This is a genomic window from Nocardia sp. CA-135398 (genome assembly GCF_050955845.1).
In the GTDB taxonomy this organism is placed as follows: domain Bacteria; phylum Actinomycetota; class Actinomycetes; order Mycobacteriales; family Mycobacteriaceae; genus Nocardia.
This window is the reverse complement of sequence record NZ_CP192084.1, coordinates 399,301-417,528: the sequence shown is the minus strand read 5'-3', so window position 1 is coordinate 417,528 and position 18,228 is coordinate 399,301. Positions and strand designations below refer to the sequence as shown.

Annotated in this window: 10 protein-coding genes and 1 pseudogene; 5 read left to right on the top strand and 6 right to left on the bottom strand. The window is 66.5% G+C overall.

The genetic code is table 11. From position 1 onward, the window contains the following. Positions 1-50 precede the first annotated feature (50 nt). Both ACQP1T_RS01845 and ACQP1T_RS01840 read left to right on the top strand, forming a co-directional pair. The gene (locus ACQP1T_RS01845; RefSeq protein ID WP_433758208.1) at positions 51-1,487 is read left to right on the top strand and encodes an FAD-binding oxidoreductase; all 1,437 of its coding nucleotides are present in this window, start codon (positions 51-53) and stop codon (positions 1,485-1,487) included. Next, positions 1,484-2,800 carry a class I SAM-dependent methyltransferase gene (locus ACQP1T_RS01840; RefSeq protein WP_433758207.1) on the top strand — a complete coding sequence of 439 codons (1,317 nt, stop codon included), beginning with the start codon at positions 1,484-1,486 and terminating at the stop codon, positions 2,798-2,800. The genes ACQP1T_RS01845 and ACQP1T_RS01840 overlap by 4 nt, the downstream gene beginning before the upstream one ends. 22 nt (positions 2,801-2,822) lie before the next feature. Here ACQP1T_RS01840 and ACQP1T_RS01835 read toward each other — a convergent pair whose 3' ends face one another. The 3 genes from ACQP1T_RS01835 to ACQP1T_RS01825 form a co-directional block, all read right to left on the bottom strand. After that, positions 2,823-6,401: a protein kinase domain-containing protein gene (locus ACQP1T_RS01835; protein WP_433758206.1), complete on the bottom strand. Its 3,579-nt coding sequence runs from the start codon at positions 6,399-6,401 to the stop codon at positions 2,823-2,825. A 168-nt stretch (positions 6,402-6,569) separates the two neighbouring features. Then, positions 6,570-7,181, bottom strand: a complete 612-nt coding sequence (locus ACQP1T_RS01830; RefSeq protein WP_433758205.1) for an SgcJ/EcaC family oxidoreductase — start codon at positions 7,179-7,181, stop codon at positions 6,570-6,572. A gap of 27 nt (positions 7,182-7,208) precedes the next feature. Beyond that, complete coding sequence (locus ACQP1T_RS01825; protein WP_433758204.1) at positions 7,209-7,649, bottom strand: SgcJ/EcaC family oxidoreductase; 441 nt, start codon at positions 7,647-7,649, stop codon at positions 7,209-7,211. Positions 7,650-7,740: 91 nt separating this feature from the next. Between ACQP1T_RS01825 and ACQP1T_RS01820 the strand changes: the two genes are divergently transcribed. Continuing rightward, positions 7,741-8,193, top strand: coding sequence for a MarR family winged helix-turn-helix transcriptional regulator (locus tag ACQP1T_RS01820; protein ID WP_433758203.1), 453 nt, complete (start codon positions 7,741-7,743; stop codon positions 8,191-8,193). Between the two features lie 248 nt (positions 8,194-8,441). On the opposite strand, the gene ACQP1T_RS01815 is transcribed toward ACQP1T_RS01820, so the two are convergent. The 3 genes and pseudogenes from ACQP1T_RS01815 to ACQP1T_RS01805 all read right to left on the bottom strand — a co-directional run. After that, positions 8,442-10,592 (bottom strand): 3-hydroxyacyl-CoA dehydrogenase NAD-binding domain-containing protein, encoded by a 2,151-nt coding sequence (locus ACQP1T_RS01815; protein WP_433758202.1) that lies wholly within the window; start codon positions 10,590-10,592, stop codon positions 8,442-8,444. A 115-nt stretch (positions 10,593-10,707) separates the two neighbouring features. Beyond that, on the bottom strand, positions 10,708-11,922 hold the full coding sequence (locus ACQP1T_RS01810) for an acetyl-CoA C-acetyltransferase (RefSeq protein WP_397037550.1): 1,215 nt from the start codon (positions 11,920-11,922) through the stop codon (positions 10,708-10,710). Between the two features lie 1,961 nt (positions 11,923-13,883). Then, positions 13,884-15,521: pseudogene (locus ACQP1T_RS01805) on the bottom strand (DNA polymerase III subunit gamma and tau); the annotation flags it as partial. A gap of 467 nt (positions 15,522-15,988) precedes the next feature. On the opposite strand from ACQP1T_RS01805, the gene ACQP1T_RS01800 reads away from it, so the two are divergent. After that, complete coding sequence (locus ACQP1T_RS01800; RefSeq protein ID WP_433758201.1) at positions 15,989-16,813, top strand: hypothetical protein; 825 nt, start codon at positions 15,989-15,991, stop codon at positions 16,811-16,813. An 82-nt stretch (positions 16,814-16,895) separates the two neighbouring features. Next, entirely contained in the window at positions 16,896-18,191 is a 1,296-nt protein-coding gene (locus ACQP1T_RS01795; protein ID WP_433758200.1) for an ammonium transporter, read from the top strand. The last annotated feature ends 37 nt before the right edge of the window (positions 18,192-18,228 follow it).

The following is an 18,228-nucleotide window of genomic DNA, read 5'->3' as shown; positions in this document are numbered from 1 at the left end:
ACCTCGCAGTGGCTTGTGTTACCGGTGCGTACTAGCGTCGAGGAGTGGCAGTGAGTCTGTTGGGGAAGGCCGGACCCGCATCGGCCGCATACGAATCAGGGTTCGCCGCGCACCGAGCGGGTGTGGACCGACTGTTGGCCAGTTACCGCGCGATACCCGCGAACGCCAACGTGCGACTGGCGAAGAAGACCTCGAATCTGTTCCGGGCCAGGGCCGAGAACACCGCCCCGGGCCTCGATGTCTCCGGACTCGCAAAGGTCATCGCGGTGGACGCCGCAGCCAAGACCGCGGACGTCGCCGGGATGACCACCTACGAGGATCTGGTAGCCGCGACCTTGCCCTACGGCCTGGCACCGCTGGTAGTGCCGCAGCTCAAGACGATCACCCTCGGCGGCGCGGTCACCGGCCTCGGCATCGAATCGAGCTCGTTCCGCAGCGGTCTGCCGCACGAGTCGGTGCTGGAGATGGATGTGCTGACCGGGGCGGGCGAGATCATCACCGCGACACCGGACGGCGAGCACGCCGACCTGTTCCGCGGCTTCCCGAACTCCTACGGGACCCTGGGCTATTCGGTCCGCCTGAAGATCGAACTGGAGACCGTCCAGCCCTATGTGGCGCTGCGGCATGTCCGCTTCCACGATCTGCGTGAGTTGGAATCCACGCTCGCCCGGATCGTCACGGACAAGAGCTACGACGGCGAACGCGTGGACTACCTCGACGGCGTTGTCTTCACCGCCGACGAAAGCTATCTGACGCTGGGCCGTCAGACCGACGAACCCGGCCCGGTCAGCGACTACACCGGCATGGATATCTACTACCGGTCCATTCAGCACGATTCCGAGCGGCCCAAGCGCGACCGGCTGACCATCCACGACTATCTCTGGCGCTGGGACACCGACTGGTTCTGGTGCTCGCGCGCCTTCGGCGCCCAGAACCCCAAGATCCGCCGGTTCTGGCCGAAACGCTACCGGCGCAGCAGCTTCTATTGGAAGCTCATCGCACTCGATCACAAGTACCACATCGGCGACAAACTGGAAGCCCGCCAGGGCAATCCGCCGCGCGAGCGTGTGGTGCAGGACATCGAGGTCCCGGTCGAGCGGACCGCGGATTTCGTCGAATGGTTCCTGCGCGAAATTCCGATCGAACCGATCTGGCTGTGCCCGCTGCGACTGCGCGAAAACGGCGCATCGAACACCGGGCGGCCATGGCCGCTGTATCCACTGCGGCCGAACCGTACCTACGTCAATGTCGGGTTCTGGTCCGCGGTGCCGACCGTCGCAGGTCAGCAGGAGGGCAAGGCCAACCGCGCGATCGAGCAGACCGTCAGCGAGTTCGACGGGCACAAATCCCTGTACTCGGATTCGTACTACGGCAAGGATGAATTCGCGGCACTGTACGGCGGCGAGACCTACACCGATTTGAAGAAGCGCTACGACCCGGACCAGCGACTGCTGGATTTGTATTCGAAGGCGGTGCAACGCAAATGACTACATTCAAGGACCGTTCCGATGTCTTCGCGGACCTCGGGACAAAACTCAGCATTGCCGAGATCTTCGAGACGCTGATCGACGGCGAGGTTCCGATTCGGCTGACCGCCTATGACGGCAGCACGACCGGGCCGGAGGATTCGGAATACAGCCTGGAGATCAAGACCCCGCGCGGCATCAACTACCTCGCCACCGCACCGGGTGATCTCGGCATGGCCCGCGCCTACATCTCCGGCGATTTGACCGCGACCGGCGTGCACCCCGGCGACCCGTACGACATCCTGAAGGCGATGGACGGCCTGAAGTTCCGTCGGCCGTCGGCGCTGGCACTGGTCACCATCGCCCGCTCGCTCGGGTGGGAGCGGCTCAAGCCGATCGCGCCGCCGCCGCAGGAGACGCTGCCGCGCTGGCGCCGGATCGCGCTGGAGGGCTTGCGGCACTCCAAGACTCGCGATGCCGAGGCCATCCACCACCACTACGACGTCTCCAACACCTTCTACGAATACGTCCTCGGCCCCTCGATGACCTACACCTGCGCGACCTACGGGGACGAGAACTGGACCCTGGAGCAGGCGCAGGAGAACAAGTACCGCCTTGTCTTCGACAAGCTGCGGCTGAAGGAGGGCGACCGGCTGCTCGATATCGGCTGCGGCTGGGGCGGCATGGTGCGCTACGCGGCCAAGCGCGGCGTCAAGGTCATCGGCGCGACACTCTCCGCGGAGCAGGCGGAATGGGCCCAGCAGAAGATCGCCGAACAGGGCCTGTCCGATCTCGCCGAGGTGCGGCATTCCGATTACCGCGACATCCCGGAGGTCGCCTTCGACGCCGTCTCCTCGATCGGTCTGACCGAGCACATCGGCGTGCACAACTACCCGTTCTACTTCGAATACATCAAGAGCAAGCTGCGCGATGGCGGCCTGTTCCTGAACCACTGCATCACCAGGCCGGACAACACCCGGACCACCAAGGCCGGTGACTTCATCGACCGCTACGTCTTCCCGGACGGCGAGCTGATCGGCTCCGGCCGGATCATCTCCGAGATCCAGAATGTCGGCCTCGAGGTGATGCACGAGGAGAACCTGCGCGAGCACTACGCGCTCACCCTGCACGAATGGTGTAAAAATCTGGTCGCCAACTGGGATGCCTGCGTCGAAGAGGTCGGCGAGGGCACCGCGAAGGTGTGGGGCCTGTACATGGCCGGTTGCCGACTCGGCTTCCAGCGCAATGTGGTTCAGCTGCACCAGGTGCTCGGCGTCAAGCTCGGTCCGAACGGCGAATCGGGTCTGCCGCTGCGCCCGTGGTGGCAGCCGTAATCAGCGACCGATACTGCCCGTCCTAGCCCAGGAGTTCATCCAGGAACAGGGCGGGCAGCGTCGGCTCGTCGGGTTGTCCCGATGTCGCACGCATTTCGGTGCGCAGCACACGCAGGATGCCGAGCACCCCGGGTCCCGCATCCAGAAGCGGCATGGTCCAACCGTGTTCGGCGCAGGTGGCCGCCGCGGGTAGCAGCAGTCCGGTCGCCTCGCCGACCCAGCCGGAGGCGGCCAGACATTCGGCGAGCAGCAGCGCGGTATCCAATTCCGCACGGGGACGGTGTTTTTCGACCATGCGGCCGTGCAGCGCGCGGGCCCGGCGCACCGCGCGATCATCGGCGCGCAGCTGACGTTCGGCAAGCAGCGCGCGGATCGCGGCGAGCTCTTCCGCCTCGGCGGCCAACGCCGCCGCGCCCGTCATCCGATGGGCCTGGTGGATGGTTCCGGAGATATCCGATTCGTATCCGGCGTCGGCGACCCGCCGGGCGGCGGTATCGGTCAGCAGTCCCAGCCGCAGCCGCTCGGCGCGGATATGCGCGGCGAGCCGAATCAGCCTGTTATCGGCGGCGATTCGGTCACCTTCATCGAGCCGGGCGGTGGCGGTATACAGATCGCCGAGCGCGGCCTTCACCCTGGCACCGACCACGAAGGTGGAAATCAGGAAGTCCACCGGCCCGACCCGGGTGACCAACTGATGGCTGTCGTCGAGCAGTCGATCGGCGGTATCCAGATCGCCCCGGCGGTAACTCAATTCGCCGAGCAGCGCCGCGGCCACCCGCACCGCATCGGAACGCGGTCCCGACTTCTCCCGTGCGATCTGCCACGCCTGCTGAAAACAACTTGTGGCAGTGGCGATATCGAGCTGTTCATAGGCCGCGGCACCCTTGCCGCACAGTCCGAACACCTCGCCGAGCGGATCCTTGGATCGGGCGTGATACGGCTGCGCCCATTCCTGGATTTCGCGCGCGCCGTCGAAATCGAATTCGCACAGTCGCACGAACGAGGTCAGATTCGCGGCGGTCGATACGGTCCAGGCGGGTAGTCCATCGGGCTTCGCCAGGCATTCGGCCACCCGGTCGAGCACACCCTCGGTGTGGTCACGCGCGATCTGATCCGCCGCCGCGAGCACCACGGCCTGGCAGCGCTGCCGGTCCGCATCGTCATCGGTGGACGATCCGCGCGCCAGCACATTGGACAGTCGGCCCAAGGCCGCGCGCGCCGCGGCGGGCTGCTGCAGATTCACATTCGCCCTGGCCACGGCCATCAGCAGTTTGGAACGCGAAGCCACCTGCTGCACCGGCAGTTTCGATACCGTCCCGAGCAGCGTCGCGAGACGGGACTTATCGATCAGGTCCATGCCGCCGCTCTCGAGCAGATCCAGCGCCATCTTCAGATCCGTTGCCGCGAGTGCGTGATCGACCGACTTGCGCAGTAAATTGTGTTCGGCATACCAGCGAGATGCCTTGCGGTGCAATGCCTTCGACCTGGCCGGATCGGCGCGCTCCAACCGCGCCCGCAGATGTTCGGCGAACAGCGGCTGCATCCGGAACCATTCGGGATCATGGGCAATGCGCCGGACGAACAACTCGCGCTGTTCGGCCTGCTCGAGCAGCGATTCACCATCCGGCTGCTCCGAAAGCGCCGAGGCCAGCGAACCGCTGACCCGCTCGGTGATCGAAATCGAGGTCAGGAAGTCGAGCATCTTGGGTTCGAGCGCGTCCAGGACGTTTTCGGCGAGATATTCGCGGATGCCGTGACTGCCCTCGGCGAGATTCGCGATCAGCCGATCCGGATCGACATTGCCGCGCAACGACAAACTCACCAGTTGGACCGCGGCAGGCCAGCCGTCGGTGGCCGCGTGAATCGCCTCGATCTGGTTGTCGGTGAGCGCGAATCCATTGCGCTGCACCAGGATTTCCTTGGTCTCCGGAGTGGTCAGGCGCAAGGCCGAGGAACCTATCTCGACCAGTTCGTCGTGCACCCGCATCCGACTGGTCGGCAAACCCGACTGCTCCCGGCTGGTCACCACGAAGCGCAGATGGTGACATCCGTTGTCCAACAACCCATCCATCGCCCGCCGCGCACCCGCATCGCTGACCCGGTGCCAGTCGTCCACGATCACCACGACCGTGGTCCCGCTGGCGTGGATCTCATCGATCAGCGTGGAGATGACATAGGCGACCGCGTCGGCGGGCCGCTCCTCGAGCACCTGATCCAAACCCTCACCGATATCCGGACGGACCCGGCGGATCGCCTGGATGAGATGGGCCAGGAACCAGATCTCGTTATCGTCGTCCTGGTCGATGCCGAGCCAGGCCACCGGAACCCCGCCATCGGCCAGCTCATTACGCCATTGCGCGGCCACCGTGCTCTTGCCGAAGCCGGCCGGTGCGTGGATCAGCGCGAGTCGGCGGCGGCCACCGGCGCGCAGCGTATCGAGCAGGCGCGGGCGCGGCACCGGCTCGCGGGCGGGGGTCGGCGGACGGAATTTTGTCGCCGCCGTCGGGGGCATGGTCGGCGCGACCGAGGTCGAGTCGGCCGGATGCTGGGATACCGCGGGACGCAACGTCAACGGCCAACTGCGGCGTGCGGTAACCGCCGGTCGCGTCACCGTCACCTCGGCCGCGTTCGGATGTTCGGTCTCCTCCGGCGCCACCACCGACGTATCCAGCAGCGCCATCTCATCGGGCATCTGATCGTGCTCACGCTGGACCGTGCGCAGCAGCTCGCCGAACTCGAAGGCCGAAGCGGGCCGGTTCTCCGGATCGGTGTCCATCGCATACTGGATGGCGTCGGCGACATCGTCGGGAATGTCGTGGCCGTGCAGATCCGGTACCGGCTGGGTCGTGATCCGCAGGAATTGCGCGACGACCTTCTCCCCCGATTGCCGTTCGAAGGCGGCATGGCCGGTCAGCAGGGCGAACAGCGTCGAGCCGAGTCCGTACACATCGGAGCGGACGGTCGGATCGTCACCCTTGAGCACCTCGGGCGCGGTGAAGGCGGGCGAGCCCGTGATCAAACTGCTGGAAGTGCGGAAACCGCCCGGAATCCTGGCGATTCCGAAATCCGTCAGCTGCGGTTCGCCGTACGCGCTGAGCAGGACATTCGCCGGTTTGACGTCGCGATGCAGAATCTGGGCCCGATGCGCGCTCTCGATCGCGCCCGCCAGCTTCACCCCGGCCCGCAGGGAATCCGCCCAGGTGAGCGGACCCTGGTCCCGAATGACCTGTTCGAGCGAGCCCCGGGTGCAGAAGGGCATCACAATGAACGGCTGACCGGTCGGGGTGACATCGACCTGCAGGATGTCGACGATATTCGGATGGCCGGACAACCGGCCCATCGCCTGCTCCTCGCGCAGGAACCGTTCCCTGCTCTCGGCATCGATCTCCGAGGAGAGCACCTTGACCGCGACGACCCGGTCCAATGCGTACTGGACACAGCGATACACCACCCCGAACCCGCCCCGGCCGATCTCGACCGCATCCGACAGGCCCATCGCCTCCAACTCGTCGACGATATCGATGGGCGCATGTCGCTGTGTGTCCGATTCGGCCGGAGTCGATCCGGCGTTTGCCTTGCCCGAACGCATCTGTGGATTCATGTGACCACCTCGAATTCACATCGAATCGGCGTCACCGGCGACCGAGAAACACACGGACATCGGACATCGCGAAACGATCTCGCGATGCCCGATATGTCACGCATACTCCAACGTAGCGCGGTATCAACCCGAGCGGGTGGCTTTCCAAATAGCCTGGCCCCGACGGCCTCAGCGCTCGGCGGCGGGCCTGGTCGCCGGATCGTAGAGAAACGAGATCCGCTCCATGACGTTCTTGCGCTGGGTGTTCTGGAACGCGGCGATCAACCAGCGACCGTCTTGGCGAACCATGGTGTAGGTCTGCGTTTTCGACAGCTCCGCGGGCTGCTTCGGGTCGCCCTTGTAGGTATCGCCACGGCTGGTGACCACGGCGGTGTCCGGACCGTAGAAGCGGATACCGAGGATCGAATCGGTGAGTTCGGTGCCCTTCTTGAAGCCCTTGAACAGGGCGCGGTGGCCCTCGACGATATCGGCGCGCCCCTGGTAGTAGGTGCCGACGAAGCTGGTGTAGGTGGCGTCCTCGGTGAAAAGGGCGCCATAGGCGTCGGCATCGCCGTGACCCCAGGCGTCGGCGAGTTGGTCGAGCAGATCGCAGATTTCCCGGGCCGCCTGCGGCGCGGGCGTGGTGACGGTGGTGCAGGCGGTCGTGCCGAGGTTGTGCACGTCCGAGGTCTGGTCCAGCCAGAGGTAACCGCCGCCCGCGGCGACACCGAGGGTGATGGCGGAGGCGGCGAGGACGCGCGAGAGGATGCGGCGGCGATTGCGGGGCGCGGGGGCGTTCATGACGGGATCCTTTGGGGCAGTGGGGATTCAGCGCTCGGCAGCGGGGCGGGCGGCCGGGGTGGACAGGTAGGTGATGCGCTCCATGAGCTTGTTGCGCTTGGTGTTCTGGAAGGCGGCGATCAGCCAGCGGCCGTCGCGGCGGACCATGGTGTAGGTCTGGGTCTTGGTGAGCTGCTTGGGCTTGCCCTTATAGGTGTCGCCGTGGCTGTTGACCACCGCGGTGTCGGGGCCGTAGAAGCGGATGTCGACGATGTCGTCGGCGAGCCGGGTGCCCTTCAGGACGCTGCCGAACAGGGCGCGATGCGAGGCGACGATATCGGCGCGGCCGCGGTAGAGCGTGCCAAGAAAGCTTGTGTAGGTGGCGTCTTCGGTGAAGACGGTGCCGTAGGCATCGGCATCGCCGCGGCCCCATGCGTCCACCAATTGCGCGAGTACGGCCTCGATCGCCCGGGTGTCATTGCTGTTCATTTCGTCCTCCGTGCTAGATTTCTTCTTAGAAGAGCTTTCTTCGTTTAAGAAGTTTCTTCGTTGAAGAAGAGATTAGAAGATGGAGGTATCCGTGTCAACACCGCCGACACGCAAGGACGCGAGCGAGGTCTACCGTCGCTATCTCAGCGCGGTCATGCTGCACGGACAGGCAGGCGCGCGCGCCGTCGACCTCGGTGCGACAGACCTCTATGCCCTGAACATCCTGGAACTCAACGGCGCCATGACACCCGGCGAACTGGGCGCACGCAGCGGACTGACCACCGGTCCGACCACCCGTCTCATCGATCGTCTGGAAGACGCGGGCTACGTGCGCCGCGTGCCTGTCCGCGGCGACCGTCGCAAGGTCATCGTCGAATTGATCGACAAGCCAGCCGATCTCGATGAAATCCTGGCCCCCGCCCGCCGCGCCATCGGCGAAATCATCGGCGGCTATTCACCCGAACAGCGCGAAGTGCTCTTCGACTACTTCACCCGCGCCGCCGACGCGTACTACCAGGCCGCCGAGGACCTGCGCCCCAGCTGAACCGCCGCGGCTACTGGACAGCAAGCGCCAATGCCCAGCACGTAAGAGCGTGCCAGGACAAGGGGTTTCGTGGATCGAGCGGGTCGGCCGCCAGGATCGAGGCAATGCCGTTCATGCCCGCCCGCCTCGGGACTCGACTCGGCGAGGACCGGATCCATCGGCTACTGGGTGAGCGGTGGCCCGAAACGGCGAAAGCCCGCCACCGCGAAATGCGGTGACGGGCTTGCCGTCAGTGAGTTGCCGCGAGACTACTTGCGCAGCGAGGCCGGGACCTCGAAACGCTCGCCGTAGGTCTTGGCGAGGTAGTCGGCGCGCTCGACGAAGGCCGCCTGGCCACCCGGGTAACCGACGATGAACTGGTGCACACCACCGGTCCAGGCCGGGTAGCCGATGCCGAAGATCGAGCCGATGTTGGCGTCGGCGGTGGTGGTGAGCACACCCTCGTCGAAGCACTTCTGGGTCTCGATCGCCTCGATGAACAGCATGCGGTCGATCAGATCCTGCAGCGGCACACCGAAACCTGCGGTGGTCTTGAAGTGCTCGCGCAGCCCCGGCCACAGGCCGAGTCGCTTGCCGTCCTCGTCGTACTCGTAGAAGCCGGCCTTGCCCAGACGACCCGGGCGACCCTGCTCGACCAGGTAGTCGATGACATCCTGAGCCGGGTGCCGCTTCACACCGAGGGTGTTGTCACCCTTCTCGGCGGCCTCGAGGGTCTCCTTGGCGATCTTCTGCATCAGCGTCAGGTTCAGCTCGTCCGACAGCTGCAGCGGCGCGGCCGGGTAGCCCGCCTGCAGACCGGCCTGCTCGATGGTCGCGGGCTCGATGCCCTCGTTGAGCATGGCGATCGCCTCGTTGACGAAGGTGCCGATCACGCGCGAGGTGAAGAAGCCGCGGCTGTCGTTGACGACGATCGGGGTCTTCTTGATCGCGAGGGTGTAGTCGAACACCCGGGCCAGCGCCTCATCGGAGGTCTTCTCACCCTTGATGATCTCCACCAGCGGCATCTTGTCGACCGGCGAGAAGAAGTGGATGCCGATGAAGTCCTCCTGGCGCTTCACACCGGTCGCCAGACCGGTGATCGGCAGGGTGGAGGTGTTCGAGCCGAGCAGCGCGTCCGGGGTGACGATGTCCTCGATCTCCTGGAACACCTTGTGCTTGAGCTCGGTGTTCTCGAAGACCGCCTCGATGACGAAGTCGACACCGGCGAAGTCGGCCGGGTCCGCGGTCGGCTTGATCCGGTCCAGCAGCGCCTTGGACTTCTCCTCGGTGGTCTTGCCGCGCGAGAGGGCCTTGGCCTCGATCTTCTCGGAGTAGTTCTTACCGCGCTCGGCCGCCTCGATGGTGACGTCCTTCAGCACGACCTCGTAGCCCGCCTTGGCCGAGACGTAGGCGATGCCCGCGCCCATCATGCCCGCGCCGAGCACGCCGACCTTGCGGATCTCCTTCTTCGGGACATCCTTGGGCCGCGAACCACCGTTGTTGATCGACTGCAGGTCGAAGAAGAACGCCTGGATCATGTTCTTCGCGACCGGGCCGGTCAGCAGCGAGACGAAGTAGCGCGATTCGATCAGCGACGCGTTGTCGATGTCGACCTGCGAACCCTCGACCGCGGCCGACATGATGGCGCGCGGTGCGGGCATGTTGGTGCCCTTGAGCTGCTTGCGCAGGTTGGCCGGGAAGGCCGGGAGGTTGGCGGCGAAGGCCGGGCTGGACGGTGTGCCGCCCGGAATCTTGAAGCCCTTCTTGTCCCAGGGCTGCACGCCGCCCTCGGGGTTGGCCTTGATCCACGCCTTGGCGGCGGGCACCAGCTCCTCGACCGAGCCGACGACCTCATTGATCAGGCCGAGCTCCTTGGCCTTGGCCGGACGGTACTTGTTGCCCTGCAGCAGGAACTGCATGAGCGCGCCCTGCAGGCCGAACATGCGCACGGTGCGGATGACACCGCCACCGGCGGGCAGCAGGCCAAGGGTCGCCTCGGGCAGGCCGAGCTGCACGCCCGGCACATCCGCGGCGATCCGGTAGTGGGTCGCCAGGGTGATCTCCAGGCCACCGCCGAGGGCGGCGCCGTTGATCGCCGAGACCACCGGCTTGCCCAGGGTCTCCAGCCGACGCAGCGCCGACTTGATGGTGCCGAGCTCTTCCATCAGGGCCTGGCCGTCTTCCGGGCCGACCTTCATCATGTTCTTCAGGTCGCCGCCCGCGAAGAAGGTCTTCTTCGCCGAGGTGATCACCACGCCGGTGATGCTGTCCTTCTCGGCCTCGAGCCGGTCGACGGTGGCCGTCATCGACTTCTTGTACAGCTCGTTCATCGTGTTGGCGCCCTGGTTCGGGTCGTCCATCGTCAAAACGACGATGCCGTCCGAATCCTGCTCCCAACCGATCATGTTGGTCTCGCTCACAGCTCTGTGTCTCCTGTGTCTAATTGGCGGCGTTCGCGGTCCCTACGTGGTTACGCAAGCTACCGCCTCCGGGCCTGCGCGAACGCCGCCGTGAATTCTCAGCTGTCGGTTGGGGTTAGACGCGCTCGATGATCGTGGCGACGCCCATGCCGCCACCGATGCAGAGGGTGATCAGCGCGTAGCGGCCGTTGCGGCGCTCCAGCTCGTCGACCATGGTGCCGGTGATCATCGCGCCGGTGGCGCCCAGCGGGTGGCCCATCGCGATGGCGCCACCGTTGACGTTCAGCTTCTCGTCCGGGATCTGCAGATCCTTCTGGAACTTCAGCACCACGGAGGCGAAGGCCTCGTTGATCTCGACCAGGTCGATGTCGTCGAGGGTCAGGCCCGCCTTGGCCAGCGCCTTCTTGGCGGCCGGGGTCGGCCCGGTCAGCATGATGGTGGAGTCGGCGCCGCTGGTGGCGGTCGCGACGACGCGCGCACGCGGGGTCAGACCGGAGGCCTTGCCCGCCTCTTCCGAACCGACCAGCACCAGCGCGGCGCCGTCGACGATGCCCGAGCTGTTGCCGCCGTGGTGGACATGGTTGATCTTCTCGACGAAGTGGTACTTCTGCAGCGCCACGGCGTCGAAGCCGCCCATCTCGCCGACCACGGCGAAGGACGGGTTCAGCTTGGCCAGGTCCTCGGCGGTGGTGCCGGGACGCATGTGCTCGTCGTTGTCGAGCACGACGAGGCCGTTCTGGTCCTTGACCGGAACGATCGACTTGGCGAAGTAGCCGCCGGTGGTGGCCTTGGCGGCGAGCTCCTGCGAGCGCACGGCGTAGGCGTCCACGTCATCGCGGGAGAAGCCCTCGATGGTGGCGATCAGGTCGGCGGAGACACCCTGCGGCACGAAGTAGGTGTCGTAGTTGGTGGCCGGGTCCAGCGCCCAGGCACCACCATCGGAACCCATCGGCACGCGGGACATCGACTCCACACCACCGGCGATGACCAGGTCGTCGAAGCCGGAGCGGACCTTCTGCGCGGCCAGGTTGACGGCCTCCAGGCCGGAGGCGCAGAAGCGGTTGAGCTGGAAGCCGCCGACGGTGTCGGGCAGTCCGGCCACGGTCACGGCGGTGCGGGCGATATCGGCGCCCTGGTCACCGACCGGCGCGACGACACCCAGGATCAGGTCGGAGATCCGGTCCTCGTCGAGGTTCGGGAAACGACCGCGCAGCTCCTGGATCAGACCAACAGTCAGATCGATCGGCTTGACCGAGTGCAGCGAACCGTTCTTCTTGCCGCGTCCGCGCGGGGTGCGGATGGCCTCGTAAATGTAGGCCTCTGTGGTCATATCGGAGTGTTCCTTCCTTAAGGGTGCGGCGGCCGAACATTCGTCCGTCCATGCGAGTGACCTCGCCGACCGGTCCGGGGACCGACCGTCCTGACGCTGTACAAAAGTCGACAAGCAGCGGCGATGACGAGTACTCGGTACACGCATGCCTGCGCATACCATAGAACTTCGCCATACCGCGGCTCGCGGCCACCCGTCCATACTACCGTCGAGTGCGAACTCCGGTTAACTTAACGTCCAGTGAACGAGGGTTGTCAACCGTCCAGCCGTGTGGCACCCAGCTCACTTTTGAGCAACTCCAAGGCCACCTCATCCGGGTCGCGCCGATCCCCCGGCGCCACTGGGGTCTGCGATTCGGCCAGCATCTCCTGCTCCTCCTCCGGGGTGGAGGGCGGCGGGACGGCATCGATCGGCGCGTAATCCATCGGGCCGGGGTCGTCCGGGAGATCCGGGAAATCGGGCGGCGGAATATCGTCGTCGCCGCGGAACGACCGCGCGTCACCACTCGGCGCGGGCCGCTGACCAGTGCCCGCCGCTGGATCAGCCGCCGCCCTGGCCTGACTCGGCCGCGAGAACCGCGGCGGCGCGGGCGCATCCGAACCGGGCCCGGGCGGATTGCCGGATTCACGTCCCGGCGCATTCGCGCCCTGACCACGCCCCCTCGTCTTCGGCGCGGCAGCCGCGGGCCGGGGCGCGGCCCCACCCGCCTCCCAGCGCACCGGATGATCGCTGCCGAGCACGGCCCGCACCGCCGACCGCACCGCCTGCACATTGCGCGGATCCGACAGCCGCTGCGCCAACGGCGCATGCTGATGCGCGAATACGATCACCTCCCCCTCGATCCGCGCCACCGACGCCCCCGACAGCAACGCCTGCACCGTAGGCCCGAACTCCCGAACCTTCGCCCGAATCTCCCCCCAGGCCCCCTCCACCGCCCGCAGCAGATCCCCATCCCCTTGCCTCCCGGCCTCCGCATCGGCCTGTTCCGCGAGCCCCTGCGCCCCGCTCTTCTGCGCGGCACCTTGCGCGCTCCCCTGCTGCACGGCGGCTCGCTCGGACTGCTGAGCCGAAGTCGACTGCGCGGCCTCCGCACCCCGAACTGCGGCAGTCGGGTCGGACTGATGGGCCGAAATCGACTGCGCAGCCTCCGCGCCACCCTGGTCCGAGCTCCGAACTGCGGCAGTCGGGTCGGATGATTGAGCCGAAATCGACTGCGCAGCTTCCGAATTCGACGACATTGCCGAATCCGCGACTGCCGCGCTGTCGCGCTGTCGGGATGTAGTCGACTCGGAGACCGCCAGCGTCCCTTCGGGTTCCAGCAATCCGGCGGCAGCCCGCGAACCCGCGGCACCAGCAAACTCGGCGTCACCGCGGTTGGGCGCGATGGCTCGATCCGCAGATTCGACGGCGGAAGACGAGGCGGAATCTTCGCCCGGAGCGGCATCGACCGAAGCAGCGCCAGCACCCGGTGCAGCATCGAAGCGTGCTTGTCCTGAGTACGCCGCGTCGACGGATGCGCCGCCTGTCCCGGCGGAGGCATCCACGCCGGTCACCTCTGTCGCGTCGAGTTGTCCAGTGCTCGAACCACGGTCGACGGCTGTGGGACTCTGCACCGCACCCGTCGGCGCCTCGCCGCGCTCCGCCGTCGAATCGCCCGGCACGAAAGCGAATCCGACACCTGCGTCGCCTTGCCCTGCGACCCCGCTCTGCCCGACAGCCGAATGCTGGCGGTCGACCGCGGCCGCCGGATCCTGCCCCCCAGCCAAGTTCTGGCTATCGATACCGGACTCGGCTGCACTCTGGCGAGCAGCGAAATCCTCCGCCCCCTGCCCCACTGACTCGGCACCACGCCCGGCAGACGACTGCCGTTCCGCGACCGCCGCACGCTCCGCAGGCAAACTCTGCCCCGTCCCACCAGCTTGCCCAGAACCGCCAGGCTGCGAGAGGCCACCCGACTGCGCAGGGCCACCGGCCTGCCCGGAGTCACCAGCCAGACCAGAAGCACCCACCGCCGCAGGGCTACCAGCCTGACCAGAAGCACCCGCCTGCGCGGAGCCACCAGCTCGGCCAGAAGCACCCGCCTGCGCAGGGCCACCAGACTGCCCCGGGGCACCCGTCTGCGCGGAGCCACCAGACTGCCCGGAGGCACCTGACTGCGATGAATTGCCAGCCTGTGCGGCCCCACCCCACTGCCCAGAGCCACCAGACTGCCCCGACGCACTCGACTGCGCGGGAGCATCAGCCTGCGCCGGGTCAGTCGCTGCGCCGGAGCCCGCGCGGTTGGCGTCCTTCTCGCGGCGGGCCGCGGCGAGGATTTCCGCGCCTCGGCGGCGTGGGGGTTCGCCGGAGGCGCGGGGTGCGGCCGACTGGGCCGTCGCAGGCTGGGACGTGGCGGGTGTCGAGTCGGAGGACTGGGCGGGGGCGGCGGTTGGGGTGATCGCTCCGGTGGCGATGCCGCGCTCGAGGCGTTCCAGCCGTTGCAGGGTTGCCGACTCGGCGTCGGAGACCGAGGGGAGGAGCATGCGGGCGCAGACGATTTCGAGCAGCAGGCGAGGGGCAGTGGCGCCGCGCATTTCGCCGAGGCCCTCGTGCAGGAGTTCGGCATGCCGGGCCAGGGTGGCCGGACCGGCGCGTTCGGCCTGTTCGCGCATGCGGTCCAGAACATCGCCGGGGCCGGAGACCAGGCCGCGGTCGGCGGCGTCGGGCACGGCCCGCAGCAGGATCAGGTCACGCAGGCGCTCCAGGAGGTCGACGGCGAAGCGGCGCGGATCGTGGCCCGCCTCCATGACGCGGTCGATGGTGCCGAAGAGAGCAGCGCCATCGCTGGCGGCGAGCGCGTCGATCGCGTCGTCGATCAGCGCGACATCGGTGACGCCGAGCAGCGAAACCGCCCGCGAATAGGTGACGCCCTCGGGCCCGGCGCCCGCGAGGAGTTGGTCGAGCACACTCAGGCTGTCGCGCGGCGATCCACCGCCCGCGCGAATCACCAGCGGGTACACCGCCTCCTCGACCGGCACCTGCTCCTGCTCGCAGATCTTGCCGAGCAGTCCGCGCATGGTGGCGGGTGGCAGCAGCCGGAACGGGTAGTGGTGCGTGCGCGAGCGGATGGTGGGCAGCACCTTGTCCGGCTCGGTGGTGGCGAAGATGAAGATCAGGTGGGCGGGCGGCTCCTCGACGATCTTGAGCAGCGCATTGAACCCGGCCGTGGTGACCATATGCGCCTCGTCGACGATGAACACCCGATACCGCGACTCCGCGGGCGCGTAGAAGGCCCGGTCACGCAGTTCACGGGTGTCGTCGACACCACCGTGACTCGCGGCGTCCAGTTCGATCACGTCCAGATTGCCCGGTCCGCCCGGACCGAGCGCGACACAGGACGGGCAGGTACCGCACGGTGTCGAAGTAGGACCCTGCACACAGTTCAACGAGCGCGCGAGGATGCGCGCCGAGGAGGTCTTGCCGCAGCCCCGGGGACCGGAGAACAGATAGGCATGACTGATGCGACCGGTGTCGAGCGCGGTACTCAGCGGGTCAGTGACGTGCTCCTGCCCCACCACTTCAGCGAACGTTGCCGGTCGGTACTTCCGGTACAGAGCCACGGCCAGAGGTTACCGGCGCCCACCGACAAAGCGCATTCCCCTCGACCGACAGGCCGGGCGCGGCGTGCTGCCGGGCGTTTCGGGCAGGCTATGTGATGTAGATCACAGGATGCTCAAACCTTTGTTAGCCCCCACTGATCAGCCGCGAAGGCGGCAATGGCGGAGCAATCGAAGATCGAGAACGGACGAACAGCGAACTTTGGCGCCCGTCCAGTGCACTTCGCGCCGATTAGTTGTACTCACGCCCCGGTTCGAGAGCTATTTGCGGAGATAACGAATCAATCAACCAGCATGACATCGACGCAATCGCCTGGCTACCGTGGTTATCGGCAACTTCGGTAGCCAAACCTTCATCAGGTTGGTGGCCCCGGCCGGTCCCTCATCCCGACCGGGGCACAACCTGAAATCCCATAAATCCCGGCGCTTTTCGCCGAATCACACCACTTTCACCGGAGGAAATTTCCACCGTGCCGTCGTGTGACGACATCGCCGCCGCCTGGCTTTCGAGCACCGATTTCGCCGACGACCATGCCGCCGTCGACCTGCTCAGCCGGGCGATCAGCCCCCAGGACTTCGCGATCAAGCGCGATTCGCTACCGGTGGCCGCAGCCGCCGATCCGTCGACCGCTGCCGCCATCCTCGAACTACTGGAACGCGGCCAGGTGCCGACCATGGCGGCGATCCGCACCCTCACGGCGCAGAACGAGATGCGCCGGGAGGCCGAACGCATCGAACGCCTCGGCCGCCGGGCCCAGCGCAGCATCGATGACTTCGGCCGCATACTGGCCCGGCTGGCCGAGGACCATTGGATCACCCACGGCACCGGCCCCACTCGACGTGACGTGCTGCAGTCCGAACCGGTGATGGCACTGATCCGGGAACGGATCGGCGATATCGCCCCGACCGCGGTAAAACACCTCTGGTTGATCGAACGGGCCCAGCGCGCGGGCTGGATCGCCTCCAATGCCAATCCCGGATCCCTGTGCGCCGCAAGGCGTTTCTACTCGGCGAAGTACGGCAATCGAGTCTCGCTGCGACCGGTCAATACGATCGGCACGATCGTGGCGACCTACCTGCGCGACCATCTGGCCGAGAACGACCGTCCGCCGCGCTGGTCCACCCTCGCCCACGACCTGCGTGACGACCGCGGCCGCCGGATCTTCCACGACACCGCCGACGCGCGGATCCAGCGCCGGTGGCTCACCACCGCCGAATGGATGGCCGAATGCGAGGACCTGCCCGTGCCAGGACGGCGCGGCCTGCGGGCCTTGGCCAAGAAGGCACGGCGCTGAACTGTCTGGGCCGATATTCAGCGACGATGTGAGCATTCGGTAACTTCTTCGCAACGCATGTACGCGTGGAAGGAGTTACCCCGTGTCCTCAACCATCGATCCCGCGGCCACCGCCTGGCTGCTCATCAGCACTGCCCTGGTGCTGCTGATGACGCCCGCGCTGGCCATTTTCTACGGCGGGATGGTGCGCTCGACCGGCGTACTCAACATGCTGATGATGAACTTCATCGCGATCCCGCTGGTAACCGTGGTGTGGCTGCTGGCCGGTTATAGCCTGGCATTCGGCAGCGACGCGGGCGGCGGTCTGATCGGTAATCTCGACCACTTCGGGATGGCCGGCATCGATCCGAATTCGGTACACGGCACGATTCCGGAACTGCTGTTCGCCACCTTCCAGCTGACCTTCGCGATCCTGACCGCGGCACTGGTCAGCGGTGCGATCGCGGACCGCGCGAAATTCGCGGGCTGGATGGTCTTCGTGCCGCTGTGGGCGCTGGCGGTCTATGTACCGATCGCGCATTGGGTGTGGGGTCCGGACGGCTGGCTGGCCTCCTTCGGCGCGCTCGACTACTCCGGTGGCATGGTCGTGGAGATCGCCTCCGGCGCGTCCGCACTGGCACTGGCCCTCGTGCTCGGCCCGCGCATCGGCTTCAAGACCGATGCGATGCGGCCGCACAATCTGCCGTTCGTGCTGCTCGGCGCGGGTCTGCTGTGGTTCGGCTGGTTCGGCTTCAATGCCGGGTCGGCGCTGACCGCGAATGGTGTTGCGGCAGCGGTATTCCTCAACACCCTGGTGGCGGGCTGTCTGGGCATGCTCGGCTGGCTCGCGGTCGAGCAGATCCGCGACGGTCGGCCGACCACCTTCGGTGCGGCATCGGGTGTTGTAGCCGGGTTGGTCGCGATCACGCCTTCGTGCGGTTCGGTGAATACGCTCGGCGCGCTCATCGTCGGTCTGGCGGCGGGTGTGGTGTGCTCATTCGCGGTCGGCTGGAAATTCAAGGCGGGCTATGACGATTCGCTCGATGTGGTCGGTGTGCACTTCGTCGGCGGCATCGTCGGCACACTGCTGATCGGACTGTTGGCCAACCAGGTGATGACCGGTGGTGTCGAGGGTCTGTTCTACGGCGGCGGACTCGCGCAGTTGGGCAAGCAGCTGGTCGGCGTGCTGGTGGTCGCGGTGTATGCGTTCGCGGTCTCCTTCGTGCTCGGTAAGGCCATCGACCGGCTCATCGGATTCCGGGTCAGCAAGGAAGACGAGACCGCGGGCATCGACTTCGCACTGCATGCGGAGACCGCATATGCCGAAGGCGTGCACGGACATGCGCCGCGACGCTTGGGCGAAGGGCACTTCGGGCAGCCGCACGGTGGCGATCACTGATACGAAACACCAACAGCTGGCTCAACCCGAGGTCACC

What these genes read in the sequence shown, in the direction of transcription:
- ACQP1T_RS01840 (WP_433758207.1), top strand. Translation starts at nt 1,484, where the DNA reads ATGACTACATTCAAGGACCGTTCCGATGTCTTCGCGGACCTCGGGACA.
- ACQP1T_RS01835 (WP_433758206.1), bottom strand. Translation starts at nt 6,401, where the DNA reads ATGAATCCACAGATGCGTTCGGGCAAGGCAAACGCCGGATCGACTCCG.
- ACQP1T_RS01830 (WP_433758205.1), bottom strand. Translation starts at nt 7,181, where the DNA reads ATGAACGCCCCCGCGCCCCGCAATCGCCGCCGCATCCTCTCGCGCGTC.
- ACQP1T_RS01825 (WP_433758204.1), bottom strand. Translation starts at nt 7,649, where the DNA reads ATGAACAGCAATGACACCCGGGCGATCGAGGCCGTACTCGCGCAATTG.
- ACQP1T_RS01810 (WP_397037550.1), bottom strand. Translation starts at nt 11,922, where the DNA reads ATGACCACAGAGGCCTACATTTACGAGGCCATCCGCACCCCGCGCGGA.